At 63.4% G+C, this 23957-nt stretch carries 21 protein-coding genes, 1 other RNA gene and 1 pseudogene; 4 read left to right on the forward strand and 19 right to left on the reverse strand.

Annotation, left to right across the window (positions count from 1 at the left end; translation table 11 throughout):
* Positions 1 to 2: 2 nt before the first annotated feature.
* Positions 3 to 367, reverse strand: a transfer-messenger RNA (tmRNA) gene (gene ssrA / locus ACK5JE_RS10105).
* 112 nt (positions 368 to 479) lie between these two features.
* Here ssrA and ACK5JE_RS10110 point away from each other — a divergent pair.
* The 3 genes from ACK5JE_RS10110 to ACK5JE_RS10120 all read left to right on the forward strand — a co-directional run bounded on the left by ACK5JE_RS10110 (position 480) and on the right by ACK5JE_RS10120 (position 2554).
* The gene (locus ACK5JE_RS10110; protein ID WP_416801584.1) at positions 480 to 1346 is read left to right on the forward strand and encodes a zinc-dependent peptidase; all 867 of its coding nucleotides are present in this window, start codon (positions 480 to 482) and stop codon (positions 1344 to 1346) included.
* Positions 1347 to 1385: 39 nt separating this feature from the next.
* On the forward strand, positions 1386 to 2057 hold the full coding sequence (locus tag ACK5JE_RS10115) for a dienelactone hydrolase family protein (RefSeq protein ID WP_416801585.1): 672 nt from the start codon (positions 1386 to 1388) through the stop codon (positions 2055 to 2057).
* Positions 2058 to 2236: 179 nt separating this feature from the next.
* Positions 2237 to 2554, forward strand: coding sequence for a hypothetical protein (locus tag ACK5JE_RS10120; protein WP_416801586.1), 318 nt, complete (start codon positions 2237 to 2239; stop codon positions 2552 to 2554).
* 92 nt (positions 2555 to 2646) lie between these two features.
* On the opposite strand, the gene lipA is transcribed toward ACK5JE_RS10120, so the two are convergent.
* The 17 genes from lipA to ACK5JE_RS10205 all read right to left on the reverse strand — a co-directional run bounded on the left by lipA (position 2647) and on the right by ACK5JE_RS10205 (position 22930).
* Complete coding sequence (gene lipA, locus ACK5JE_RS10125; protein ID WP_416801587.1) at positions 2647 to 3633, reverse strand: lipoyl synthase; 987 nt, start codon at positions 3631 to 3633, stop codon at positions 2647 to 2649.
* A gap of 179 nt (positions 3634 to 3812) precedes the next feature.
* Positions 3813 to 5951 carry a putative bifunctional diguanylate cyclase/phosphodiesterase gene (locus ACK5JE_RS10130; RefSeq protein ID WP_416801588.1) on the reverse strand — a complete coding sequence of 713 codons (2139 nt, stop codon included), beginning with the start codon at positions 5949 to 5951 and terminating at the stop codon, positions 3813 to 3815.
* A 201-nt stretch (positions 5952 to 6152) separates the two neighbouring features.
* Positions 6153 to 6800: a GTP cyclohydrolase II gene (gene ribA / locus ACK5JE_RS10135; RefSeq protein ID WP_416801589.1), complete on the reverse strand. Its 648-nt coding sequence runs from the start codon at positions 6798 to 6800 to the stop codon at positions 6153 to 6155.
* Positions 6801 to 6972: 172 nt separating this feature from the next.
* Positions 6973 to 7677, reverse strand: a complete 705-nt coding sequence (locus ACK5JE_RS10140) for an ABC transporter ATP-binding protein (RefSeq protein WP_416801590.1) — start codon at positions 7675 to 7677, stop codon at positions 6973 to 6975.
* Positions 7664 to 9469: an ABC transporter permease subunit gene (locus ACK5JE_RS10145; protein ID WP_416801591.1), complete on the reverse strand. Its 1806-nt coding sequence runs from the start codon at positions 9467 to 9469 to the stop codon at positions 7664 to 7666. Before ACK5JE_RS10145 ends, ACK5JE_RS10140 begins: the two co-directional genes overlap by 14 nt.
* A 77-nt stretch (positions 9470 to 9546) precedes the next feature.
* Positions 9547 to 10413: a branched-chain amino acid ABC transporter permease gene (locus tag ACK5JE_RS10150; protein ID WP_416801592.1), complete on the reverse strand. Its 867-nt coding sequence runs from the start codon at positions 10411 to 10413 to the stop codon at positions 9547 to 9549.
* 87 nt (positions 10414 to 10500) lie between these two features.
* Positions 10501 to 11865: a substrate-binding protein gene (locus ACK5JE_RS10155; RefSeq protein ID WP_416801593.1), complete on the reverse strand. Its 1365-nt coding sequence runs from the start codon at positions 11863 to 11865 to the stop codon at positions 10501 to 10503.
* A gap of 458 nt (positions 11866 to 12323) precedes the next feature.
* On the reverse strand, positions 12324 to 12728 hold the full coding sequence (locus ACK5JE_RS10160) for an HIT family protein (RefSeq protein ID WP_416801594.1): 405 nt from the start codon (positions 12726 to 12728) through the stop codon (positions 12324 to 12326).
* A 79-nt stretch (positions 12729 to 12807) separates the two neighbouring features.
* A complete protein-coding gene (locus ACK5JE_RS10165; RefSeq protein WP_416801595.1) occupies positions 12808 to 13836 on the reverse strand; it encodes a peptide ABC transporter ATP-binding protein in 1029 nt (342 codons plus the stop codon).
* The gene (gene dppD / locus ACK5JE_RS10170) at positions 13833 to 14828 is read right to left on the reverse strand and encodes a dipeptide ABC transporter ATP-binding protein (protein WP_416801596.1); all 996 of its coding nucleotides are present in this window, start codon (positions 14826 to 14828) and stop codon (positions 13833 to 13835) included. The genes ACK5JE_RS10165 and dppD overlap by 4 nt, the downstream gene beginning before the upstream one ends.
* A 12-nt stretch (positions 14829 to 14840) precedes the next feature.
* Complete coding sequence (gene dppC / locus ACK5JE_RS10175; RefSeq protein WP_416801597.1) at positions 14841 to 15734, reverse strand: dipeptide ABC transporter permease DppC; 894 nt, start codon at positions 15732 to 15734, stop codon at positions 14841 to 14843.
* A 1-nt stretch (position 15735) separates the two neighbouring features.
* Positions 15736 to 16764 (reverse strand): dipeptide ABC transporter permease DppB, encoded by a 1029-nt coding sequence (gene dppB, locus ACK5JE_RS10180; RefSeq protein ID WP_416801598.1) that lies wholly within the window; start codon positions 16762 to 16764, stop codon positions 15736 to 15738.
* Between the two features lie 114 nt (positions 16765 to 16878).
* Positions 16879 to 18477 carry an ABC transporter substrate-binding protein gene (locus ACK5JE_RS10185; RefSeq protein WP_416801599.1) on the reverse strand — a complete coding sequence of 533 codons (1599 nt, stop codon included), beginning with the start codon at positions 18475 to 18477 and terminating at the stop codon, positions 16879 to 16881.
* 279 nt (positions 18478 to 18756) lie between these two features.
* Positions 18757 to 20238 (reverse strand): YdgA family protein, encoded by a 1482-nt coding sequence (locus ACK5JE_RS10190; RefSeq protein WP_416801600.1) that lies wholly within the window; start codon positions 20236 to 20238, stop codon positions 18757 to 18759.
* Positions 20239 to 20565: 327 nt separating this feature from the next.
* On the reverse strand, positions 20566 to 21480 hold the full coding sequence (locus tag ACK5JE_RS10195; RefSeq protein WP_416801601.1) for an NAD(P)-dependent oxidoreductase: 915 nt from the start codon (positions 21478 to 21480) through the stop codon (positions 20566 to 20568).
* A gap of 2 nt (positions 21481 to 21482) precedes the next feature.
* Positions 21483 to 22445, reverse strand: a complete 963-nt coding sequence (ispH, locus tag ACK5JE_RS10200) for a 4-hydroxy-3-methylbut-2-enyl diphosphate reductase (RefSeq protein WP_416801604.1) — start codon at positions 22443 to 22445, stop codon at positions 21483 to 21485.
* A 14-nt stretch (positions 22446 to 22459) separates the two neighbouring features.
* Positions 22460 to 22930 carry an FKBP-type peptidyl-prolyl cis-trans isomerase gene (locus tag ACK5JE_RS10205; protein WP_416801602.1) on the reverse strand — a complete coding sequence of 157 codons (471 nt, stop codon included), beginning with the start codon at positions 22928 to 22930 and terminating at the stop codon, positions 22460 to 22462.
* Positions 22931 to 22980: 50 nt separating this feature from the next.
* On the opposite strand from ACK5JE_RS10205, the gene radC reads away from it, so the two are divergent.
* Positions 22981 to 23658 (forward strand): RadC family protein, encoded by a 678-nt coding sequence (gene radC / locus ACK5JE_RS10210; RefSeq protein ID WP_416801603.1) that lies wholly within the window; start codon positions 22981 to 22983, stop codon positions 23656 to 23658.
* A gap of 97 nt (positions 23659 to 23755) precedes the next feature.
* Here the strand turns inward: radC and ACK5JE_RS10215 are convergent.
* Positions 23756 to 23957: pseudogene (locus ACK5JE_RS10215) on the reverse strand (integrase); the annotation flags it as partial.

Here is a 23957-nt window from a genome sequence, read left to right on the forward strand (position 1 = left end):
ACTGGTGGAGCCGGGGGGAATTGAACCCCCGTCCGCAAGCCCTCCGCAAGTAGCTCTACATACTTAGTCGGCCTACTTTGAGTTTTAACCTTGGATCATGCCGGACGACAGGCCCTTCCTTGGCGATTCGCACTGATTTAAGATCCGACCCAGCGACCTGATCGAACCCGATTCCCTGTAGATGACGCTGCTGTGGGTTTGACCCCACCCGACCCAGGGACCAGTCGGTGCAGCGGCTCACCGCTTAAGCGGCCAGAGCGAAACGCTCGTCGTTGGCGTTTGTAGTTTTCCAGTGGATTTACGAGCGTACTGGTGCTCGGTATGCACTATCCTGTTTTGTGACCCGCGTCGAAACCAAATCGGCCCCAGAGTCTGCCATTGTACCGGTATTTCCAGCCCAACGAAATTACAATCGTCGCCATGAAAATGCGATCCTGCACGGGCACTGACATGCCGCCCCCCCTCTCCGGAAACCCGCCATGCTGAGTTGGCTGACGGGGCGCGATGCGAGCGATCAGGCTCTGAACCAGGCCCTGGCCTCGCTGGACATGCGGGTCTGGCCAGCCCTGCTGGATCAACACCGGTTCCTGCGCGGCCTGGACACCCGGGAGGCCGAGACCTTGCGCCAGCACACGGCCTGGATCCTGGCGAACAAATCCTTTCACGGCGCCCATGACCTGCGAGTGACGCCGGGCATGCGCCGCTCGATCGCCGTGCAGGCCGCCCTGCCGATCCTGGGGCTGGACACCTCGCTGTACCGGGGCTGGACGCAGATCGTGGTCTACCCGGGCGGCTTTCTGGTGCCGCGCACCGAGACCGACGAGACGGGGGTGGTTCATGAATACGTCCAGGAAACTGCCGGGGAATCCTGGGAAGGCGGCCCGGTGATCCTGTCCTGGGAGGACGCCCGTGCCTCGGCGGACGCGCAGGCGAACGTGGTGATTCACGAATTCGCCCACAAGCTCGACCAGCGCGATGGAGGCGCCGACGGCATGCCAGGACTGCGCGCGCACCGGGACCTGGATCCCCGCCGCTGGACCGAGGTCCTGAACAGGACATTCGACGATTTCAATGCCTGGCTGGATGAAATCGAACCCCTCATCCCGCCCGACGTGGATCCGGAATCCGACGAGGCAACCGGATGGTACGCGGAACTGCCGCTGGACCCCTACGCCGCGCAGGATCAGGCCGAGTTCTTTGCGGTCAGCTCGGAAAGCTTTTTCATCGAGCCCCGGGCGATGGCGGCGGCCTGGCCAGAATGGTATCAATTGCTGGTGCAGTATTATCGACAGGATCCCCTGAGCCGCCTGGATGACGCTGGCGTGCCACGCCCCGTCCGCCCCTGAGCTGATGGGCCATCCCACTTTCTCGAAGGAATCTTGAACATGGACATCACGCTCACGGCTGCCGACGGTCATGCGTTTACCGCCTACCTGTGTGGCCCGGCGGATGCCCGGGCCGGGGTCGTCGTGCTGCCGGAAATCTTCGGCATCAACACACACATCCGCCAGATGGCGGATCATTTTGCGGCCCAGGGCTACCGGGCCATCTGCCCTTCCCTGTTCGATCGGGCCGAAAACGGTGGCCAAGGCCCGCAACTGGACTATGACGATGCGGGCCTGAATCTCGGCCAGGCCTTGCGCAAGACGGTCCGTGACGAGGACGCCCTGCTCGACATCGAGGCGGCCGCCGCCGCGCTGGAAGGCCAGCACACACGGCTGGTGACGGGCTATTGCTGGGGCGGCTACCTGAGCTGGCGCGTAGCCTGTCTGAGCTCAACGTTCAGCGCCGCGTCCTGCTGGTATGGCGGAAACATCGCGCGCCACCGCCACGACACGCCCCGCATCCCCGTTCAGATGCACTTTGGAGGCGAGGACCATTTCATCCCGATAGCGGACGTGCAGGCCATCCAGGCGGCGCAGCCCGGTCTGCCGGTCTACGTCTACCCGGAAGCCGGCCACGCATTTGGTCGCGCGGGCACACCAGCCCATCATCCGGCCTCGGCGGCACTGGCCTGGGAACGGACCCTGGCGTTCTTTGCCGAGCACGCGGCCTAAAGCAGGCCGTGGCCTGTATCCCGGAGGCCCGACCTTTGGCAACAAACGTGAAGAGTTGTTCCGTCCGCACCGACAAGACCTGGCATTCGTAGTCTTTTGATGCGTCTGTCCTTCAAGCATCCACAATCCCGCATCCCGGACGGGCCACAATGGGACGTCTGGAACCACAGGACAATCGCATGAAAAAAAGCTTCTTTGCCGCCGCCTTGTTCGCCGGCGCCCTGATGGCGGGGCCCACCGCCCAGGCGGGCGATGTGGATGTTGGCATTTCCATCGGCATCCCGGGCTTCTTCTGGGGTGGTCCGGCCTACTATCCGCCACCACCGCCGCCCCCGCGCCGCGTGTATCGTCCACGCGTGGTCGTGGTCCCCGGCCCCGGCTATTATCGCCATGGCTGGACGAATCACCGCCATGATGACCGCGCTCAGCGCAAATACGGGAAAGACGGCTGGAAGCAGAACCGGGGCGGCCATCGGGGTCGCGGCTGGGACGACTGACACCGGCGCAGGCCGGTGAGCGCAAAGACGCCAAATCCGTCGGCCCTGATCCCTGCGGATTGCCTCGGGCCTGCGGGGGCCCTGCGAGGGCATCAGAGCCCGACGTTGTCCTTTTCCAGTACCTGTTCGGCGCGGTAGCTGGATCGCACCAGCGCGCCGGAGACGACCTCGCGAAAGCCCTTGGACAGCCCCAGGTCGCGATAGGCGCGGAATTGCTCGGGCGTGACGAAGCGGCGCACCGGCAGGTGATTGGCCGTGGGCCGCATGTACTGGCCGAACGTCAGGATATCGACCTTGGCGGCGCGGATGTCGTCCATCGCCTGCTCGATCTCCTCGTCGGTCTCGCCCAGGCCCAGCATGATGCTGGTCTTGGTCAGGGTATCCGGCGCATAGGCCTTGGCATGCGCCAGCACATCCAGAGTCTGGTGATAGCCGGCGCGCGCGTCGCGCACATCGTGGGTCAGGCGCTCGACGGTCTCGACGTTCTGCGCAAAGGTGGTCAGGCCGGCATCGAGGATTTTTTCCACACAGCCATGATCACCCCGGAAATCCGGCGTCAGGGCCTCGACCGCCGTCCTGGGCGAGCGTTCGTGGATGGCGCGGATACAGGCGGCGTAGTGCCCCGCCCCGCCGTCGATCAGGTCATCCCGGTCGACCGAGGTGAGCACCACATATTTCAGTCGCATCAGCGCGACGGCATCGGCCACGCTGGCGGGTTCGTCATGATCCAGCCAGCCATGCGGATTGCCGGTACTGACTGCGCAGAACTTGCAGGCCCGCGTACAGACCGAGCCCATCAGCATCAGCGTGGCCGTGCCCCGCCCCCAGCATTCGGCGATGTTGGGGCATTTGGATTCGGCACAGACCGTATTGAGCTTGTGCGTCTCGACGATGTCGCGGACTTCCTGGTAGCGGGCGCCGGCCGGGATGCGCACCCGCAGCCAGGACGGCTTGGGCGCGGAGTCGGGAATCTCGGTGAGGTCACTGGGCCGTATACCGTCCTTGACGGCCTTGGTGCCCTGCGGACTGATGAATTTGGCCCCCGAACGGGCACGGATGATGGGGACTTCGGTCGTCATGGAAAACCTGCGGGAAAGAGTCGGATGCGGGTGTCCGTCACCCCTGGCGAACACCTGTGCCGATAGTACCATGCCCCCTCTGCGGACGATCCCGGGCCGACACGGCCGTGCAGGTAATCACGGCGCGGGTCCGCGGCACGCCCGTGCGCCCGTCAGCCTGCGGCGCGCGCCATCATCCACTACCTGGCGTCGACCGGGCGCAAGTCGGCGCCGCTGGCCAGCAGCCGTTCAAGGTCGGCGGCCGGCAGCGGCCGGGAAAACAGATAGCCCTGACCATAATCGCAGCCGCTGTTCGTCAGCAATTCGTACTGCCTGCGCGACTCGATCCCCTCGGCCACGACACACAGGCCAAGCTTGTGCGCCAGCAGGATGACGGCTTCGCACAGGGCCAGGTCGGGCCCGTCCGATTCGAGATGGGCAACGAACGACTGGTCGATCTTGAGCAGATCGATGTCGAATTTGCGCAGATAGGACAGCGAGGAATATCCGGTCCCGAAATCATCGAGCGCAACTTGCATCCCGGATCTGCGAAAAGCGCCGAGCTGGCGCTGGACGCGTTCATCATCGGAATCGATCAGCAGTCCCTCGGTGATCTCGATGATGACCTGCCGGGGCGACAGGCCCAGCGCATCGAGATGATGGCGCCATGACGCAAAATCCGGTGCCTCGTTGCGCAACTGAGCCGGCGAAAAATTGATGCTCACCTGCATGTCCAGTCCGTACCGGCGGCACCATTCGGCGACCTGGCGCGTGGCCGTGCAGAACACCCAGTCGCCGATGGAACAGATCAGGCCGGTTTCCTCGGCAAGGGGGATGAATGCCTCGGGCGAGATGAGTCCCCGTGACGGGTGGTGCCAGCGCAGCAGGGTCTCGACCTTGACGATCCGGCCGCTGGCCAGATCGACGATGGGCTGAAAATCCAGTGAGAACTGGTTCTGATCCAGCGCCTGGTGCAGATCCTTGATCAGCCGTATGCGGTTGCGCACCTGCGCCTGCATCGACCGGGTGAAGAAACAACTGCGGTTGCGACCCTCGGATTTGGCGGCGTACATGGCCTGGTCTGCGTTGTTCAGCAGCACATCCGCATCCTGGGCATCGTCAGGATAAAGCGCGACGCCGATGCTGGTGGAAATGGACACCGTCTCGGCCCCGAGCAAAAAAGGCTCGGCCAGCCGGCGCAGGATCTCGCGGATCAGATACTCGATATCGCGCAGTTCGCGGACATCGTCCAGCAGCACCGTGAATTCGTCTCCGCCCAGTCTGGCGACGATATCGCCCGGACGCGTGCAACTGCTGAGCCGCCGCGCGGTCTCCCTCAAAAGATCGTCACCCATGGCGTGTCCCAGGGTATCGTTGATCTCCTTGAAACGATCCAGGTCCAGATACAGCAACCCGGTGCGCTCTCCGGTGCGCCGGGACTTGCGCAGGCTCTGCCCCAGACGGTCATAGAACATCTGCCGGTTGGGCAGATCGGTCAGGCGATCAAAATTGGCCTGTTTCCAGATGATGGCCTCGGCCTGCTTGATTTCGGCGATGTTCGAGAGAATCATCACCCGACGGTGAACCAGGCCGTCAGCGTTGTAGGACGTATTGATGCTGAGCCATTGGGGATAGAGCTCGCCATTGCCGTGCTGCCCCCAGTGCTCTCCCTGCCAGCTGCCCGTCTCCGTCACCGAACGCCACATGGTCCGATAGAACGCCTGGTCGTGACAGGGGGAATTCAGACAGCGGACATGCGAGCCGATGACCTCGGCCGCGGACTGCCCGCGCAATTTCACAAAGGCGGGGTTGACGCCCAGGATATGGCCTTTGGCATCCAGCACCACCATCCCCTCACTGGTGCTGCGGTAGACCAGAGAGGCCAGTTCCGTCTGACGATCCAGATCGGGCGGGTCCGTGCAGGACTCGCGGATGACATACAGATGACTGTGCCCCGTGGAGGCCGGAATATTGGTCACCGCCCCCGCCAGTCTCAAGGACTGTCGTTGCCGGGTCAGGCCCTGCCCCCGCCACGGCAGCGTGTTCTGCTTGTCGGCCCGCAGCAGCCGCAGATCGATGTCAGCCACTCCGGGCATCAGGGCCTCGACCGCCAGCCCGATGGCCGCGCCCTCGGAGTAGCCGAACAGATGTTCGGCGCTGCGGTTCATGTAGACGATGGCGCCCCGCGTATCGGTCGCCAGAAAGGCGTCTCGTGAATAATCCCCCAACCGGGTCAAGGCCAGGAGGATATGAGACCGGTCGAAGTCCTCGGACGGCAATGAGGCCCCGGCATCGGCGCCGGATCCCTGGATAGGGCAGGACTTGAGCAAGGGGGACATCACATCGGCAGGCGTTAAAGCGGGTCAATCGTTTTGACCGGAGTGGCGGGCGAAGCGCATCCAGATATATTAACCGTTTTTAACATAGTGGTATTCTCCGTCACCATCCGTGGTATCCATGAGGTGTGCCGACAAGCGGTCCTGGGTCAGGGAGGGGAGACTGGCGCGTCCCGGAACGCTGTCCATCGGCAACGAACGCGATCAGGGCGCTTCGCCGAAGTATTCCTTGAATCGATGGCCCAGCTTGCGCGCCTTGGTGCGCAGATACTGCTCGTTGTAGGGATTGCGATTGACCTGCAACGGGATGTGCTCGGCGACCGTGATGCCCAGGTCCGTCAACACGCTTTCTTTGCGCGGATTGTTGGTCATCAGACGGACGCTGCGAATGCCGAAATGATCCAGCATGGGCAGACACAGATCATAGCGGCGCATGTCGGCCGGGAAACCCAGCCGCTCGTTGGCCTCGACCGTATCGGCGCCCTGATCCTGCAACTGATAGGCGCGGATCTTGTTCAACAGACCAATGCCCCGCCCCTCCTGGCGCAGATACATGATGATGCCCCGACCTTCTTCGGCGATGCGCTGCAGGGCGGCCTCCAGCTGCGCGCCGCAATCGCAGCGCTGGCTGAACAGGGCGTCGCCGGTCAGACATTCGGAATGAATGCGCGCCAATACGGGGGCGTCGCCGAACGGCTCTCCCAATGTCAGGGCCACATGCTCCTTGCCCGAAACGGATTCGGAGAAGGCATGAATCCGGAAAACGGCCCAGGGTGTGGGCAACTGGCTGGAGGCGACATACTGCAGAATGCCGTCATCCGCAGCGGGCACGGAACCGGAAGAGGAGGACATGGGAAAAACGCACTGTGGAAAGGATGGAAACGGGCTATAGGTTAACACCCCGAAAGCCGGACGATCCGCCGGGCGCCATCCAGTCCGTCCGACGCCGCCCGAGAGGAAAAAACCCGGGTCCGCGCGAACCGCGAAACCCGGGCCTCGCCCGGTGGACCGGGCACGGAAACAGTCAGGCCTTGACGCCGAGATAGCGCTCGATGATCTCACTGTTCTCATGCAGGTCCTTGGGCGTCCCCTCATACACCACATGGCCGTTGTTGACGATGTAGGCGCGGTCGGCCAGCGACAGCGCGGCACGCACGTTCTGTTCCACGATCACGATGGTCTGGCCGGCATCCGCCAGCTGGCGGCACACGGACATCAGGTCGCGCACGATCAGCGGAGCCAGTCCTTCGAAGGGCTCGTCCAGCAGGATGATGTCCGCATTGCGGATCATCGCGCGCGCGATGGCCAGCATCTGCTGCTCGCCCCCGGACAACTGCTTGCCCCGGTTGCGCTTGCGTTCGGCCAGGCGCGGAAAGGTCTCGTAGATCTCGTCCAGAGAACGGGCCTTGGGTGCCGTCATGGCCGCCAGTTGCAGGTTTTCCTGAACGGAAATCGAGCCGAACACGCGGCGTTCCTCGGGCACCAGCTGGATGCCCAGGCCGGCCCGGCCATACGGCGGCAGATGCTGGATCTCGACCCCCCGATGGCGGATCGCACCGGACTTGACCTCAACCATGCCCATCAAGGATTTCATGGTGGTGCTCTTGCCCGCCCCGTTGCGGCCCAGCAGGGCCACCACCTCGTGTTCCTCGATCCGCATCGAGACGTCGAAGAGGATGTGCGAATCACCGTAATAGCTGTTGATCTTGTCGACTTCAAGCAGACTCATCGTCCATCCCTCCAAGGTAGGCTGCCTGAACCGACGGATCCGTGCGGATCTCGTCCGGCGTGCCTTCGGCCAGCTTGCGGCCTTCGTACAGTACCGTAATGCGCTCGGCGAGTTCGAACATGGCATCCATATCGTGCTCGACGATCACCATGCTGCGGCCCTCGCGGATCGACTTGAGCAGCGACACTACCAGAACGCGCTCCTCGGGGCCGAGGCCGGCCAGTGGTTCGTCGAACAGCAGCACGTTGGCCCCCGTCGCCAGCGCCAGGCCGATTTCCAGACGCCGCTTTTCACCGTAGGACATCTCCGAGACCTGGGTATCGGCATGATGGCTGAGGTCCACCAGCGCGATGGCCGCATTGACCTGGGAATCCAGGTGATCGGAGTGCAGATTGCTCAGCAGATCGCTGCGATAGCGTCCGCGCAACCGCGCCAGCACGGGGATCATGATGTTCTGCCGCACGGTCAGGTGCTCGAACAGCTGGTTGATCTGATAACTCTTGCTCATGCCCAGCTGGCAGACCGAGGTCACCCCGATGCCGGTGATTTCCCGGCCACGGAAGAAGACCTTGCCCGTCGTCGTCGGCAACTCACCCGCCAGCATGGCAAAGAAAGTCGATTTGCCTGCGCCATTGGGGCCGATGACGCCGTGGAGTTCGCCTTCGCGCAAGGTGAAGTCGATGTCCGAATTGGCCTTCAGGCCGCCGTAGTGCTTGCTGACGCCCCTGGCCTCCAGCACGGGTGCGCCTGTGCGGGTCGTGGACAGCGGCGGCACGATATCCAGCGCCCCGGCCACGCGCGTGCTGGCACCCTCATCGAGGTCCGCCGGCAATTGTTTGCGACGGCTGAAGAGACTGATCAGCGCGCCCGCCACTCCGTGACGGAAGACCGTCACCAGAACGACGAAGACAATGCCCAGGATCAGTTTCCAGTAGGGTCCCAGATTGCCGACCTGCTGCAGGCCATCGTACAGATAGAGCCAGATGGTGGCCCCCAGCAGCGGCCCCAGCAACGTCCCGGCGCCGCCCATGACGGTCTGGATGACCAGTTCCGCCGAGGTGTCCAGCGCGAACGCATCGGGCGGCATGTACGACTGGAACAGACCCAGCAGGCCGCCCGCCAGGCCGCCGTAGGCGGCGGCAACCACAAAGACGACCAGCTTGTAGGACTGGATCGCATGCCCCAGCGCCGTGGCGCGCTTGGGATTTCCCCGGATGGCCTTGAGCACGGCGCCGAAGGGCGAGCGCACGATGCGTCGGGCGATCAGGTAGCCCACGAAGAAGATCACCGCCACGAACCAGTACATCGGCCATCCGCTGGAGATGTGGATGTTGATGAAGCCCAGGGACAGCTCCGGCGGCGGCACCCCGGCGATACCGTTCTCCCCGCCGGTGTACTCTTTGAACGAGGAGTTCTCCAGGAAATAGAACATCTCGCCGAAGGCCAGCGTGCTCATGGCAAAGTAGATGCCGGTGCGCCGCAGCGTCAGATAGCCGATGACCAGCCCCGCCACGGCCGCCACGACCGTGCCGATCAACAGCGCCAGCAGCATGTTGGGCACCACGCCGTCGGTCAGCAGATACGCTGTAACGAACCCGCCGGTCCCGTAGAACGCGGCCTGTCCGAAGGACAGCAGGCCGGTGTAGCCGAACAGCAGATCGAAGCCCAGGCCGAACAGGCCCCAGATCAGAATGCGGGTGAGCAGATCCGGGCTCATGCCCAGTATCGGCAGAATGAAGGGGGCCGCCAGCAGGCCCAGCCCCACCAGCATTTCCGGAAGCTGTCTGCGCATGGCGCCTCCCGTGTTGCGCGCAGCCGGTTGCTGCGCCGTGTTCCCGGAGTCGGTCGTCGTTGTCGATTGAGCCGGATTCATTCCCGTCCCTCCTGCCCCATGAGGCCCTGCGGGCGGAAGATCAGCACCAGCGCCATGGCGATGAAGAGCATGACGTCGGCATATTGCGGATTGATCATCGCAGTCAGGCTGAGAATTTCACCGGCGATGATTCCGCCGACGATGGCGCCCGGAAACGAGCCGACCCCGCCGATCACCACCACGACAAAGGAATCCACCAGGTAGCGGAACCCCATGTCCGGCGTGAGCGCGACGATCGGTGAATTGATCACCCCCGCAAAACCCGCCGCCATCGCGCCGAGGCCGAACACGAGCAGGAAAGTGCGCTTGACGTTGATGCCCAGCGCATTGACCATCTGGGCATCCTCGATCCCGGCCCGCACGATCAGCCCCAGGCTGGTGCGATACAGCACGAAATACAGCAGCAACAGTGTCGCGGCGGCAATGCCCAGGGTTTCCAGGCGGTACAGCGGATAGATCAGGGACCCCAGGCGGGCGATGCCCTGGCCCCACTCGGGCGGGGTGACCGACAGGCTGACGCCACCGTACAGGCCGCGAATGACCTCGACCAGAATGATGCTGATGCCGAAAGTGACCAGAATCTGATCCTCGGGCGGCCGGTCGTAATACTTGCGCATCAGGCCGCGTTCCATGACCAGCCCGCAGGCCAGCGCGACGGCCGAGCCGCCCGCGACCGCCAGCACGAAAGAATCCGTCAGGCCATAGACCGTATAGCCCGCGTACCCGCCGACGACGAACAGCGCTCCGTGGGCGAAATTGATGACACCGAGCGTACCGTAGATGATCGTCAGGCCGGTACTGATGAGCGCCAGCAACAGACCCATGGACAGCCCGTTGAACAGCTGCGATAGAAACAAAGACATGCTCGGCATCGAGTTGCCTCCCGTGAAAGACCTGGAACCCGTTTCCGGCCATATCCCCTGCGCGGGGACATGGCCGGAAACCCGCGCTTAGACGTAATCGCCCATCTTGCAGCCCAGCAGGCCGACCTCAGGCAGCACGGACTTGCCGCTGACGACCTGGACGACCTCGAAGAAGTCCTCCGGACTCTTCATGTCGGCGGGCTTCTTGCCGCGCAGGATCGGGAAATCGACGATCCCCTGGTGATCCTCGGCGCGGAACGTGACCTTGCCCACCGGGCTGTCGCGCAACTCGCCAGCCTCCAGGGCCTTGACCACATCGATCGGGTAGAAGCTCTTGGCACGCTCCACCGCGTCGGCCCACAGCACCAGCGCCAGGTAGGCATACATGGCCGAATCACGGGGTTTGCTGTTGTACTTTTTCTCGTAGGCCTCGACGAAATCCTTGGCCACCGGATGATCGTCCTGCATGGTCCACCAGAAGCCCTGGGCAGCATAAACACCCTGCATGACCTCGGCGCCGACTTCCTTTTCCAGGTAGGCGGACATGTAGGGAATGACGATCTTCATCTTGTCGAGCAGACCGAACTGCTTGGCCTGCTTGATGGCGTTGGCGGCGTCCGCGCCATAGGCCACGACAACCAGCACATCGGCATCGGTGTTGGCGATGTTGATCAGGTAGGAACTGTAGTCCTTGGCGCCCAGCGGATGGACCTGATTGGTGACCGTCTTCCAGCCTTCCTTCTCGGTGAATTCCTTCATGGACTGCGTGGTCGTATGACCATAGGTGTAGTCCGGCGTCAGGTAGGCGGCCTTGCGGTCCTTGCCGAGTTCCTTGGCGACCACGGGCGCGATGGCCTTGCAGGCCATGTAGGCGAAATAGCACAGACGGAAGCCGTAGCGCTGGCAATCCACGCCAGTCGTTTCGTTGGAACCGGAGATCGCCGTGAAATACGGGGTGTGCTCGCGGTTGCAGACCTTTTGCAGGGCGATGGCCACCGCGCTGCTGGTGCTGCCGGCGATCATCATGGCCTTGTTGTCATGGATGAACCGGGTCGCCGCCTGCACGCCGGTGTTCGGCTTGGTCTCGGCATCGGCCGAACCCAGCACCAGCTTCTTGCCCATGATGCCTTTCTTGATGAGCGGAGAGATCTTCTGAACCTGCGGCGCCCCGGCATTGATCTGCTCGGCGGCCAGTTCGTAGCCGTTTTTCTGCTCGGCACCTTGGGCCGAATACGGACCGGTCAGGTCGACGGTCAGACCGACGAACACAGAGTCGCCTTCGGCGCCAGCCGGCCAGGCGCCAAGCGGCTTCTTGTCATCGGCCGCCAGCGCAACCCGGGTGGTGCCAGGCAGCAACATGCCGCCGGCCACCCCCGCCGCGCCAGCCTTGAGCACGGAACGGCGCTTGACCTGCGACTGCATGGCTTGACCCAAAATCTTTTTGTCCTTCATCAGTTTGTCTCCTGTCGAGTGGCCCCGGGCACCGGATGCGCCCGGCTGAAACACATAAGTCCAGCAAAAACCCCGCGATTTATTTTTGTATGGCACAGCTTTGTTTTGATCTCTGCAGAAAATCCAAAACCCGCATTGCAAAGCCCAGGATTTCCGCGTGTCGCTATTAGTAAGATTTGAAACTTACGCAAAACTTACGCTCTTGAAAGCCTTTCAACCACACACGGAAAGAGAGACACGCAGGGCTTATTCAGGGCAACTGGAATGCATCACCATCTTGTTGATTTCTATAGTCAATTTATTTTCAATCAAAATGGCGCAATGCAATAAAATAAGGGTTTGTCCTTAAGGGAAAACCGCAGCTATGGCATACCCTTAATATTGCGACGCAGCATAAAGGAACAGGACCCAGCCGCCCTGTTATTTCAAATCTAAAATACTGGTTTGATAATTGAAATTCAATCCAGCCGGATACGCGCCGCATATTCACGCAATACATCGATGCCCGGATGTCTGGCAGGCCAGACCAGGCCGACGCCGTCGTTTTCGTGACGCGGCAACACATGGATATGGGCATGCGGCACCGTCTGCCACCCCGCCGGGCGGTTGGCCTGCAACAAGGTCATGCCTGCGGGCCGAAAAGCCGCCTGGACAGCGCGCGCCACACGATGCGCCAGCCGCATCAGATCGGCGGCCAGATCCTCGTCCATGTCAAGCAAGGTGGGATAGGGTTCGCAGGGCGCGACCAGGACATGTCCCGGATTCAGCTGCCCGGCATCCATGAAGGCAAAGACGCGGTGATCGCGATAGACCATGGCCGCCGGGAGCTCGCCGGCCAGAATGCGGGTGAAGACGGTTTCCATCAAAGCAGTGCCCTCCGGAAAGGTCCATGGCCGGATCGACATCCGGTCCGGCCACGGTAGCACATCCCGCCGGATGGGCCTATGCGGCCTTCGTGCTCAGATCCTGTTCCACTGCAAAACAGGCCACCTGGCGCTGGCCCTGCTCCAGCAGGGACGGCAAGCGCTCGCGGCAGACCGGCATGGCCCGGTGACAGCGCGAACTGAAGGGACAGCCGGGCGGCGGATTCAGCGGGCTGGGCAGCTCGCCCGACAGCTTGATGCGTTCGCGCCGGGCTGCATCGTTCAGCCGCGGCGTGGCCGACAGCAGCGCCTGGGTGTAGGGATGCAGTGGCTGGCCGAAGATGGCCTCCTTGGTGCCTTGCTCCACCACCCGCCCCAGATACATCACCATCACCTCGTCGGCCAGATGCTCGATCACCGACAGGTCATGGGAAATGAACACATAGGACAGGCCCAGGTCGTTCTGCAGATCCTGCATCAGGTTCAGCACCTGGGCGCGCACCGACACGTCCAGCGCGGAGACGGCCTCGTCGGCCACCAGCACCTCGGGCTCGAGCATCAGCCCCCGGGCGATGGCGATGCGCTGGCGCTGGCCGCCGGAGAACATGTGCGGATAGCGGCCATAGTGCTCCGGCCGCAGTCCGACCCGCTCCATCATGGCCTGGCCGCGCTTTCGGCGCTCGCGCGCGTCCATGTCGGTGTTGATGAGCAGCGGTTCCTCCAGGATATCGCCGATGCGCTTGCGCGGATTGAGCGAAGCGTAGGGATTCTGGAAAATGATCTGGATCTTGCGACGGCGCAGTTTTGCCAGCACCGGATCGCTCTGGGACACGTCCTGACCCCGATACAGCAACTGCCCGGCCGTCGGTGGTTCGATCATGGTCAGCACCCGGGCCAACGTGGACTTGCCGCAGCCGGATTCGCCCACGACCGCCAGCGTCTGACCAGCCGGCAGGCTGAAGGACACACCGTCGAGCGCCTTGACGGATTTCGGCGGCTTGAGAAAACCACTGTCCACCTCGTAATGGCGCTTGAGATCGATCGCCTGCAACACCGGCGTTTCGGCGGCGCTGGTCGTGGTGCTTGGACCCTTGTATTCGTTCGTCATGCGGGAATCTCCTGTGCGGCATGCGTCGGCCTGCCGGCATCGTCCAGCGGGGTACGGCATTTGACCTGCCGGCCTGGCGGGCCGGCAAGCGCCGGCTCGCGAGCGCGACAGGCATCGGTGGCATAGGCACAGCGCGGACTGAGCAGACAGCCCTGCGGCCGGTCGTAACGCCCCGGCACCACCCCCGGCAACGAGACCAGCCGCTCGGCGCCCTGGGAAAACTCGGGCAGCGCCTTGAGCAACGCCTGCGTATAGGGATGCCGCGGGTGGCGGAAAATCTCCGCCGCGGGGCCCGACTCCACCAGCTGACCGGCATACATCACCATGATGCGATCGGCGGCTTCGGACACCAGCGCCAGATCGTGCGTGATCAGCACCAGCCCCAGGCCCTCGCTGCGCTGGAGCGACAACAACAGATCCATGATCTGGGCCTGGATGGTCACATCCAGCGCCGTCGTGGGCTCGTCGGCGATCAGCAGGCGCGGTTTACAGGCAATGGCCATGGCAATCATGACGCGCTGGCTCATGCCGCCCGACAACTGATGCGGATAGGCCCGCAACCGCGACTCGGGGTCGGGGATGCCGACCTGATCGAGCAGCTCGATCACCCGGGAACGCAGCGCGCGCCGCGACCCGCCACCGTGGGCGCGCAGGGCCTCGGCAATCTGGTATTCCACCGTATAACAGGGATTCAGGCTGGTCATCGGGTCCTGGAAGATCATCGAGACTTCCGATCCGATCAGCGAACGGCGCTGCCTTTCCGGCATGCGCAGCAGATCCTTGCCGTCAAAGCGCAAGGCGTCGGCGTGCACCCGGCCGGGAAAGTCGATCAGACCCATCAGCGCCAGGGAACTGACGGATTTCCCCGACCCGGACTCTCCCACCAGACCGACGACTTCGCCAGCCTCGACGTGGTAGCTGATGCGGTCCACCGCCTTGAAGGGCGCGGCCTCATCGCCAAAATGCACGGACAGATTCTGGATTTCAAGCATGGTCCGTCCTCTCTACACTTTCAGACGCGGATCGAGCGCGTCGCGCAGACCGTCACCGGTCAGATTGAAGGCCAGCACGGCCAGCAGGATGGCCAGGCCCGGGAAGGTCACGACCCACCAGGCGCTTTGCGCAAACTGCAGCACGTTGGCCAGCATGGTGCCCCATTCCGGGGTCGGCGGCTGCGCCCCCATCCCCAGGAAGCCGAGCGCGGCCATGTCCAGAATGGCATTGGAAAAACCCAGGGAAGCCTGCACGATGAGCGGCGCCAGGCAGTTGGGCAGAATGTTGACGAACATCTGCCGCCAGGCCCCCGCGCCCACGACGCGCGAGGCGATCACGTAATCACAGGTCATTTCGCGCAGCACTGCGGCGCGTGTCAGACGGACGTAGTGCGGCAAGGCAACGAAACTGAGGGCCAGGGACGCATTGACGATCGACGGGCCGAAGATCGCCACCAGCACCAGCGCCAGCAGCAGGCTGGGCAGTGCCAGCATGATGTCGACCAGCCGCATGATGACGATGTCGACGATCCCGCCCGCATAGCCCGCGATGACACCGAAGAAAATGCCCAGCACGAGCGACAGGCTGACCACCAGGAAGCCCACCAGCAGCGACAGGCGCGCGCCATGGATCAGCCGCGACAGGATGTCGCGGCCCACATCGTCGGTGCCCAGGATGAATCGCCAGGAGCCGCCATCGAGCCAGGCGGGCGGCTGCAACAGGGCATCGCGATACTGCACGGACGGATCGTGCGGCGCGATCAGGCCCGCGAAGATCGCAATCAACAGCATGGCCGCGATGTAATACAGGCCGATGAGCGCCCCGCGGTTGCGGCTGAAGTCCTGCCAGAAGGATTTGAACGGCCCCGGGGGCGCCGGGGTGGTCACGGTTGCGGTCGTGGACATGTCAGTTCCTCCCCCGGCGATGACGAATGCGCGGGTCAGCCAATCCATACAGGATGTCGACACACATGTTGACGATGATGATGAGGGTGGCGACCATCAGCACGCCGCCCTGCACGACCGGATAGTCGCGCTGTTGCAATCCCTGGATCAGCCAGCGCCCGACGCCCGGCCAGGAAAAGATGGTTTCGGTCAGGATCGCGCCGACCATCAACACGCCGACCTGCAGTCCGATCACCGTCAACACTGGCAGCAGCGCATTGCGCAGGGCATGCACGACGACCACCCGCAGCCGCGACAGGCCCTTGGCCCGTGCCGTGCGGATGTAGTCCTCATTCAGGACCTCGAGCATCGAGGAGCGCGTCATGCGCACGATCACCGCCAGCGGGATCGTCGCCAGAACAAAGGCCGGCAGCAGGATGTGATGCAGGGCATCGAGGAAATTGCCTTCGTCCCCGAACAGCAGGGTGTCGATGAGCATGAAACCGGTCAACGGGTTGTCGGGGTCCATGAACACGGCAGCACTGACGCGGCCGGACACCGGCATCAGGTCCAGCTGGACGGACACCAGCATGATCAGCATCAGGCCCCACCAGAACACCGGCATGGAATACCCGGTCAGCGCGGCGGTGATGGCGGCATGATCGAAAAATGAGCCGCGCTTGACGGCGGCCAGCACCCCCACGGGAATGCCGATCAACAGCGCGATCACCATGGCGACGAAACTCAGTTCCAGCGTCGCCTGAAAGCGCGGCACGAATTCCGACCAGATCGGCTCGCGAGTGGTTAGCGAAGTGCCCAGATCACCGTGCAGCACACCCCAGATATAGTGGCCGTACTGGGTCCACAGCGGCTGGTCCAGCCCCAGCTGGGCCATCATGGCCGCGTGGCGTTCAGGTGACAGGCCACGTTCGCCCGCCATGATCATCACCGGGTCGCCGGGGATGAGGTGGATGAACGCAAAGGTCAGCAGCGTGATGCCGATGAACGTCGGAATGGCCAGTCCGACGCGTTTGAGAATGAAAGAAATCATGATGCGGCGCAGCCCCCCGGAAATGAAAGGATCGGATGACGCATGACGACCTGCGCCCCGGTAAGCCTGCTCAGCAGGCGCCGGGGCGCGGGTCGAAGGTCGGAAGATGGATCCTTACTTGTCGAGGCTGACGCTGTGGAACATATGACGACCCACAGGTGACACGGTGTAGCCTTTGACTTCCTTGCGCAGCGGTTCGAACACCGTGGAGTGCGCGATCATCACCGCGGGCGCCTGCTCATGCATCACGACCTGGGCCTGCTTGTAGAGTTCGACGCGCTTGGCATGGTCGGACGTGGTGCGGGCGGGCTGGATCAGATCCTCGAAGGGCTTGTAGCACCAGCGGGAATAGTTGGAGCCGTCCTTGGCCGCCGCGCAGCTGAACAGCGTCGCCAGGAAGTTGTCCGGATCGCCGTTGTCACCGGTCCAGCCGATCAGCATGGTCTGGTGCTCGCCCGCCTTGGAACGCTTGAGGTATTCACCCCATTCGTAGGTGACGATCTTGGCCTTGACGCCGATCTTGGCCCAGTCGGCCTGGATCATCTCGGCCATGCGCCGCGCGTTCGGATTGTAGGGGCGCTGTACCGGCATGGCCCACAAGTCGGTCTCGAACCCGTCCGGATAGCCCGCCTCAGCCAGGAGCGCCTTGGCCTTGGCCAGATCGTGCGGCCAGTCCTGAATCGCGTCGTTGTAGCTCCACATCGTCGGCGGCAGCAGGTTCTTGGCCGGCTGGCCCGCGCCCTGGAACACCGCGGCGATGATGGCGGGCTTGTCGATGGCCATGGACAGCGCCTGACGCACACGCACATCGGTGAAAGGTTTCTTTTCGGTGTTGAAGGACAGGTATCCGACGTTCAGGCCGGCCTGTTCCAGCAACTGGATGTCCTTGTTCTTGCGCATCGATTCCAGGTCGGCGGGATTCGGATACGGCATGGACTGGCATTCGTTCTTTTGCAGCTTGGCGTAACGCACCGAGGCGTCGGGCGTGATGGCGAACACCAGGCGGTCGACCTTGGGCTGATTGCCCCAATAGGACTTGAACGCCTTGTACAGGATGCGCGCGTCTTTCTGGTAGGTCACGAATTCGAAGGGGCCCGTGCCGATGGGGTCGGTATCGACCTTGGTCTGCGTACCGGCCTTCGTCATGGCATCGGCATACTCGGCCGACTGAATGGAGGCGAAATCCATGCCCAGATTGGCGATGAACGGGGCCTCGGGACGGTTCAGAACAAAGCGGACGGTATAGTCGTCGACCTTTTCGATGCGGTCGATCAGCTTGCCCATGCCCATGCCGTCGAAATACTGGTACGAGCCGTTGGACACCTTGTGGTAAGGATGGTCGTCGTCTTTTTGGCGCAGGAACGAGAACAGCACATCATCGGCGTTGAAATCGCGGCTCGGCTTGAAAAGCTTGCTGGAGTGGAATTTCACGCCCTTGCGCAGGTGGAAGGTATAGACCTTGCCATCCTCGCTGAGGTCCCAGGACTCGGCCAGACCGGGCACGACCTCGGTGGAACCATCCTTGAATTCGACCAGCCGGTCGAAGATCGGGTGCGTGGCATCGTTGGTCGTGCCAGACGTGAAGAACGCGGCGTTGAAGCCTTCGGGGGAGCCTTCGGAACAGTAGACGTAGGTCGTGTTGGCTGCTTGCGCGGTCACCATCGCCATGGACATCAGGGCCATGCCCAGCGTCCGCTTAAAGTGCTTGTTCATTGTTACCTCTCTATGAGTATGACCACGGGTGGCGGAAAGACTCGATGGCGGGGCCTGTTTGTGCCAGTGCCGTAGAACCCTTGAAACATAGCACATGAAATCCGATGCGCCTGTCAATCAGACATCAAGGATTACCCTAGTAGAGATTTGCGCAACTTTCGTCCAGCGACCAGCCACGCCAAGGCCACGCCCAGTGCGGCGCCTTTTCCGGCAGAACGCCTCGCCACGCGAACCGTCCGGTCGGAAAAGGCGCGCCATCGCACGCCCGGCACGACAAGCTTACTGCTGATCCGGCAGATCCAGACTCACAAAAGGACTGAGCATCGCGGCAAATTCAACCGGCGACATCGGTTTGCCATTGACGGTGAATTGCTGCCCGGCATAACGGTAGTCAGCCGTCACGACATCCCCCTGGCGCTGTACCAGCCCCTCACGCTGCAGCTTGCCGGTGAACTGATCGAACAGCATGCTGACCAGCGGCACACCGACATCGCCCTCACCCTGCCCCTTCCCGATCTGGCTCACGATCTGCAACAGCATGGGCTTGGACAGACGCAGTTGAGCGGACGACTGCCGGATGGCCTTGATGATCATCTCGTTCAGCATCCGGGATACGTCTTCGACAGCAGACTGGGAGACGTCGTCGGCGACGGGCTGGAATTCCAGCAGGAACTTGATCTCGCTCGTCCCCTGGGAAGTTTCCCAGTGCAGGCTGTCGAGCGACAAACGCGGACTGGGCGCCAGCACGGGCTTGATCAGTGAAATCAGACGTTGCTGCTGCTCACGGGACGGCCCCACATCGTCCGGCCTTTCGTTCTTGGTTTGCTCCAGGTGCTCCAGCTCACTGGACAGGGCCTGCAGCGCCAGCATGTCCAGATGATCGAAGGACAGCCCCAGATTGATCCGACCCAGATCCTGGTCGCCGTACTGTATCCGACCCAGATCATAGTCGAGCTGGTTATCCGTCAAACTGCCCGTACTGGAAGAAATCGTCTTCAGCACCGGCCCGACGAATGCAATGGCAGGCGAATCCGGCACTTCGACAGAGATCCGGTCGAGCCGTAGTTGCTGATCTGATTGCAGGCTGGAGGCGTCGCGGCTGGTCGTGTTGGCTTTCAGCTCGATGCCTTCGAACCGCGCCCGGACACCGGAATCCGTGTCGAATGAAACCAGCCGGTCGAATCGGGCCGACGCAATGCCTCGTTGCGTAGCGGGATCGAAGAAGAACTTCACCAGACCGCCACTGAAGTCCACACGACCGTTGCCAAACTGGATCGGCGCCAGTTGCCATTGCGAAGCGATATCGCCACCGAATCCGATCCAGGATTTCAACGTCCAGGGCAACGCCCCTTCCGGGATCGCACCGAACCACGGCTTCAGGATGTCGCTGGGCAGCGGTTCGATCTGGCTCCAGGCCGCAGCCGGCCGCCACTCGCCCTGACGCACTGCCGTCCAGGGCCAGGGGCCATGAGACAGCGCATCACGCAGCTCCACCGTCTTGTTGTCGCCTTGCTTGTCGTGAAACTGCAGGCTGTACCGGATATCGGAGGAAAACACGCCCCGCTGGTAATCCCGGATCACCAGGACGGGACGCGCCGTCTCGGAAGACGGCCACCGCTCAGCGATCCTCTGGTTGATCTTTTCCACCCAGGACTCGATGCGCTCCTGGGTCTGCCGCCCAAAATACCAGGAGGTTCCGGTATAGGCGAGGGCCAGGATCACCACCAGTCCGGCCGTGATCTTCAAAGGGCGTTGTTTCATCCGAATCCTCTCCATCAAAATATCCGCTGGCACGGGGTCTGGTGCATCAAATAAATGCCATGGCTGCAGAATTTTTGAAAGTTAGCATATAAATTCCGACCATCTCTTTGACCAACATTCAAAAATTGTCATGTCGGAAATTGACGCAATTTTCCTGACGCAACCGGCCTGAATCAACACAAAACGGATTGACGGATTCGATGGGGCCCGCGCGGATGGAGCAAAGATCACGCGCACGAGTGCGGACAGGCGGTGAGGCCCGGACCACCGCGATCCATCGCGCGTCTCAAGGAGAATACCCGTCGGAACGCCCGGCGCCCGCGGCCCTCAGGACTCAGGCGGCGCTTGTGCGTCGCAAGCCGCTCGATCGGCAGACGCGTCGGTCTGGCGATACAGCTGGATCAATTGCGCAGCGTCCTGCGCCCCCAGGCCCTGGCGGCTGGCCAGACGATAGCGCTGGCCCGTTGCGGCAGCCACCGGCATGGCGGTGCCCTGGACCTGCGCCAGCGCCGCCACCGTGTCCAGATCCTTGAGCATGGTATCCAGAGACGCCTGGACGGAACCAGGCGCCTGCGTCATGCGCGGCATGAAAATCCGCAGCAAGGGGGAATCAGCCCAGCCACCGGCAAGCGCCTCTTGCAGGCGGGCGGCATCGACCCCTGCGTCTTGCGCCAATGCCACGGATTCGGCAATCGCGGCAACGGTGGTGGTGACGATGGTCTGATTGCAGAGCTTGGTGACCTGACCGCAGCCCACCGGCCCCATGTGCGTCACCCGGCTGGCATAGGCCATCAGCACAGGCGCTGCCCGGGCGCAGGCATCGGCCGGACCGCCCACCATGACGGCCAGCGTGCCGGCCTGCGCCCCGCCGGTTCCGCCCGATACCGGCGCATCCAGCCAGACGGCGCCATGGGCAGCGGCCAGGCGATCGGAAAACCCGCGGGTTTCGCGCGGCGGGATGGAGGAATGATCGATCAGCAAGGTCAGCGCGCTGGCCCGCGCCAGTCCGTCCTTGCCAAAGACCACGTCGCGCACGACGGCCGCGTCGAACAGGCACAGCGCGACCCAGGCGCACTGCTCGCCCAGCTCGCGCGGCGTCGCGCAGACCCGCGCGCCAGCCTCGCGAGCCGCCCGCAGCGGACCGGGGGAACGATTCCAGACATGAACCTCATGCCCGGCCTGCAGCAGGCGTCCGACCATGGGCGCGCCCATGCGGCCCAGTCCGCAGAATCCGATTTTCATGCTCAGTCCGTCCGTTTGCGGGACAGCTCGCGCGGCAGCGGGAAGGCGACCTGTTCACGCACCCCGTCCAGGGGGCGCACCGAGCGCGCGCCCAGGGCTTTCAGACGATCGATCACCTGCTGCACCAGCACCTCGGGCGCGGAGGCGCCGGCGGTCACGCCAATGCGCCGGGCCTCGCCCAACCATTCGGGATCGATCATGTCGGGATGATCCAGCAGATGGGCGGTCACCCCCTTGCGCTCGGCGACCTCGCGCAGACGGTTGGAATTTGAACTGTTGGGGCTGCCGACCACCAGCACCAGATCACATTGCGGCGCCATGACGCGCACCGCGTCCTGGCGGTTCTGCGTGGCATAGCAGATGTCGCTTTTCTTGGGCTCGGCGATACCGGGAAAGCGCGCGCGCAGCGCCTCGGCCACCTGAGCGGCATCATCGATGGACAGCGTGGTCTGGGTCACAAAGGCAAGGCGGTCGGGATGGCGCACCTGAAGCGCCTGAACGTCCTCGACCGACTCGACCAGATACATGCCGTCGTCCGCCTGTCCCAACGTCCCCTCGACCTCCGGGTGGCCTTTGTGTCCGATCATGATGACCTCGCGGCCCTCCTTGCGCATGCGGGCCACCTCGACGTGGACCTTGGTCACCAGCGGGCAGGTCGCATCGAAGATGCGCTGCCCGCGCTGGTCGGCCTCCGTGCGCACGGCGCGCGAGACGCCATGCGCCGAAAAGATCACGATCGCGCCCTGCGGCGCATCCTCGAGCTCATCGATGAAGACGGCGCCTTTGGCGCGCAGATCCTCGACCACATAGCGGTTATGCACGATCTCATGCCGCACGTAAATCGGCGCGCCGTGAATTTCCAGGGCGCGCTCGACGATGTCGATGGCCCGGTCCACCCCGGCACAGAACCCCCGCGGCTGAGCCAGGACGATCTCGACGTCCGGCGCATCGGCTGGCGCGTCCATGGAGCGGGCGTCGCTCATAGCACCCCCAGGATCTTGACCTCGACCTGCAGGTCGATGCCCGCCAGGGGATGATTGAAATCGAACAGGGCGGCGTCATCCCGCAGCGTCTTGAGCACGCCGGAATAGCGGCCGCCGTTGGGCGCCACGAACTCGACCATGTCTCCCGCCTCGAATGCGGTGTCCGGCGGCGCATGGCGCGTCATTTCGTCGCGGCCGACCCACCGCAACAGGTCCGGATTGCGTTCGCCATAGGCCTGGGCGGCCGGCAGGTCCACCGTGAAGTGCCCGCCCTCCGGACGATCGAGCAGCAGGGACTCGAGGCCCGGCGCCCACTGCCCGATCCCCATCTGCAGGGTGGCGGGACGATCCAGGAACGTATCGACGAAAACCGTGCCGGCGCCCGGTCCGGTGAGAAGTTCGATGCGGTAGTGCAGCGTGACATAAGAGTCCGTCTGGACATGCTGCGCGGCTTGAGTTGAGGTCAAAATGCCACCGTGAAGGATTCAATGCAAACCTGCTCATTTTAGGGCCTATCATGACACAGGACACTCAATCTCCCTGCGCCGAACGTCCCCGGGAGCGTCTGCTGCGCCACGGAGTGCAGGCGCTGACCTCCGCCGAGCTGCTGGCGATCCTGCTGCGTACCGGCCCGCGCGGCAGCAATGCCGTGGACATGGGGCGCCGGATGATCGCGCATTTTGGCGGGCTGCGCCGCCTGCTGTCAGCCGAATCCACGGCGCTGCTGGCCTTTCCCGGCATGGGGGCGGCCAAGTCCTGCGAACTGCTGGCCGTCCAGGAGCTAAGCCGCCGCGCAATCGAGGAACCGCTGCGCCAGGGCCGCACCCTGAGTCAGCCCGACCGGGTCAAGGAACTCTGCGCCCTGCGCCTGGCCCATCTGCGGGTGGAGCACTGCATCGCGCTGTTCCTCGACAGTCAGCTGCAACTGATCACATGCGAGGAGATCGCGCGCGGCACCCTGTCGCATGCCTCGATCTACCCGCGCGAAGTCGTCAAGGCCGCTCTGGCGCATCACGCGGCCGCCCTGATCCTCGCGCACAATCATCCTTCGGGCCTGGCCGAACCCAGCCCGGCCGACATCACCCTGACGCGCCAATTGAAGCAGGCGCTGGCCCTGATCGACGTCCGGCTGCTGGATCACCTGATCGTCGGCGCAACCGAGGTCACCTCCCTGGCGCAGCGGGGGCAGGTGTGAGCCGACGGGCCTGCCAGGCGTTCCACCACAGTCCCCAGAGAGTCAGTCAGTCTTTTCCAAAACACAGATGAGTCTGAACTTGCGGAGAACTGGCGGTTCAGGCGGCCTTGTCGGCGGATCGTCGATGGATGGTTGCAAACAGCGCCGAGCGGGCCTTTTGCAGCTGCTCGGCGGCTTCATTATCACTCATGGCCCGCGCCTCGATGAGCAGGCTCTGTAGGGTGATACCGGGCTTGAGCCCCCGGGCGCGCGCCGGCAGGCTGTGCAGCTTCTCCAGCGGAGTTCGCACGAGCGCTTGA

The sequence above is a fragment of the Castellaniella sp. genome, assembly GCF_047971665.1.
Lineage (GTDB): Bacteria > Pseudomonadota > Gammaproteobacteria > Burkholderiales > Burkholderiaceae_B > Castellaniella.

Coding starts and splice junctions, on each gene's coding strand:
- ACK5JE_RS10110 (WP_416801584.1), top strand. CDS start 480: ATGCTGAGTTGGCTGACGGGGCGCGATGCGAGCGATCAGGCTCTGAAC.
- ACK5JE_RS10165 (WP_416801595.1), bottom strand. CDS start 13,836: ATGACGAACGAATACAAGGGTCCAAGCACCACGACCAGCGCCGCCGAA.
- ACK5JE_RS10155 (WP_416801593.1), bottom strand. CDS start 11,865: ATGAAGGACAAAAAGATTTTGGGTCAAGCCATGCAGTCGCAGGTCAAG.
- ACK5JE_RS10140 (WP_416801590.1), bottom strand. CDS start 7,677: ATGAGTCTGCTTGAAGTCGACAAGATCAACAGCTATTACGGTGATTCG.
- ACK5JE_RS10160 (WP_416801594.1), bottom strand. CDS start 12,728: ATGGAAACCGTCTTCACCCGCATTCTGGCCGGCGAGCTCCCGGCGGCC.
- dppC (WP_416801597.1), bottom strand. CDS start 15,734: ATGTCCACGACCGCAACCGTGACCACCCCGGCGCCCCCGGGGCCGTTC.
- dppB (WP_416801598.1), bottom strand. CDS start 16,764: ATGATTTCTTTCATTCTCAAACGCGTCGGACTGGCCATTCCGACGTTC.
- ACK5JE_RS10115 (WP_416801585.1), top strand. CDS start 1,386: ATGGACATCACGCTCACGGCTGCCGACGGTCATGCGTTTACCGCCTAC.
- ACK5JE_RS10145 (WP_416801591.1), bottom strand. CDS start 9,469: ATGCGCAGACAGCTTCCGGAAATGCTGGTGGGGCTGGGCCTGCTGGCG.
- ribA (WP_416801589.1), bottom strand. CDS start 6,800: ATGTCCTCCTCTTCCGGTTCCGTGCCCGCTGCGGATGACGGCATTCTG.
- ispH (WP_416801604.1), bottom strand. CDS start 22,445: ATGGACGCGCCAGCCGATGCGCCGGACGTCGAGATCGTCCTGGCTCAG.
- dppD (WP_416801596.1), bottom strand. CDS start 14,828: ATGCTTGAAATCCAGAATCTGTCCGTGCATTTTGGCGATGAGGCCGCG.
- ACK5JE_RS10130 (WP_416801588.1), bottom strand. CDS start 5,951: ATGTCCCCCTTGCTCAAGTCCTGCCCTATCCAGGGATCCGGCGCCGAT.
- radC (WP_416801603.1), top strand. CDS start 22,981: ATGACACAGGACACTCAATCTCCCTGCGCCGAACGTCCCCGGGAGCGT.
- ACK5JE_RS10150 (WP_416801592.1), bottom strand. CDS start 10,413: ATGTCTTTGTTTCTATCGCAGCTGTTCAACGGGCTGTCCATGGGTCTG.
- ACK5JE_RS10185 (WP_416801599.1), bottom strand. CDS start 18,477: ATGAACAAGCACTTTAAGCGGACGCTGGGCATGGCCCTGATGTCCATG.
- ACK5JE_RS10190 (WP_416801600.1), bottom strand. CDS start 20,238: ATGAAACAACGCCCTTTGAAGATCACGGCCGGACTGGTGGTGATCCTG.
- ACK5JE_RS10195 (WP_416801601.1), bottom strand. CDS start 21,480: ATGAAAATCGGATTCTGCGGACTGGGCCGCATGGGCGCGCCCATGGTC.
- ACK5JE_RS10120 (WP_416801586.1), top strand. CDS start 2,237: ATGAAAAAAAGCTTCTTTGCCGCCGCCTTGTTCGCCGGCGCCCTGATG.
- lipA (WP_416801587.1), bottom strand. CDS start 3,633: ATGACGACCGAAGTCCCCATCATCCGTGCCCGTTCGGGGGCCAAATTC.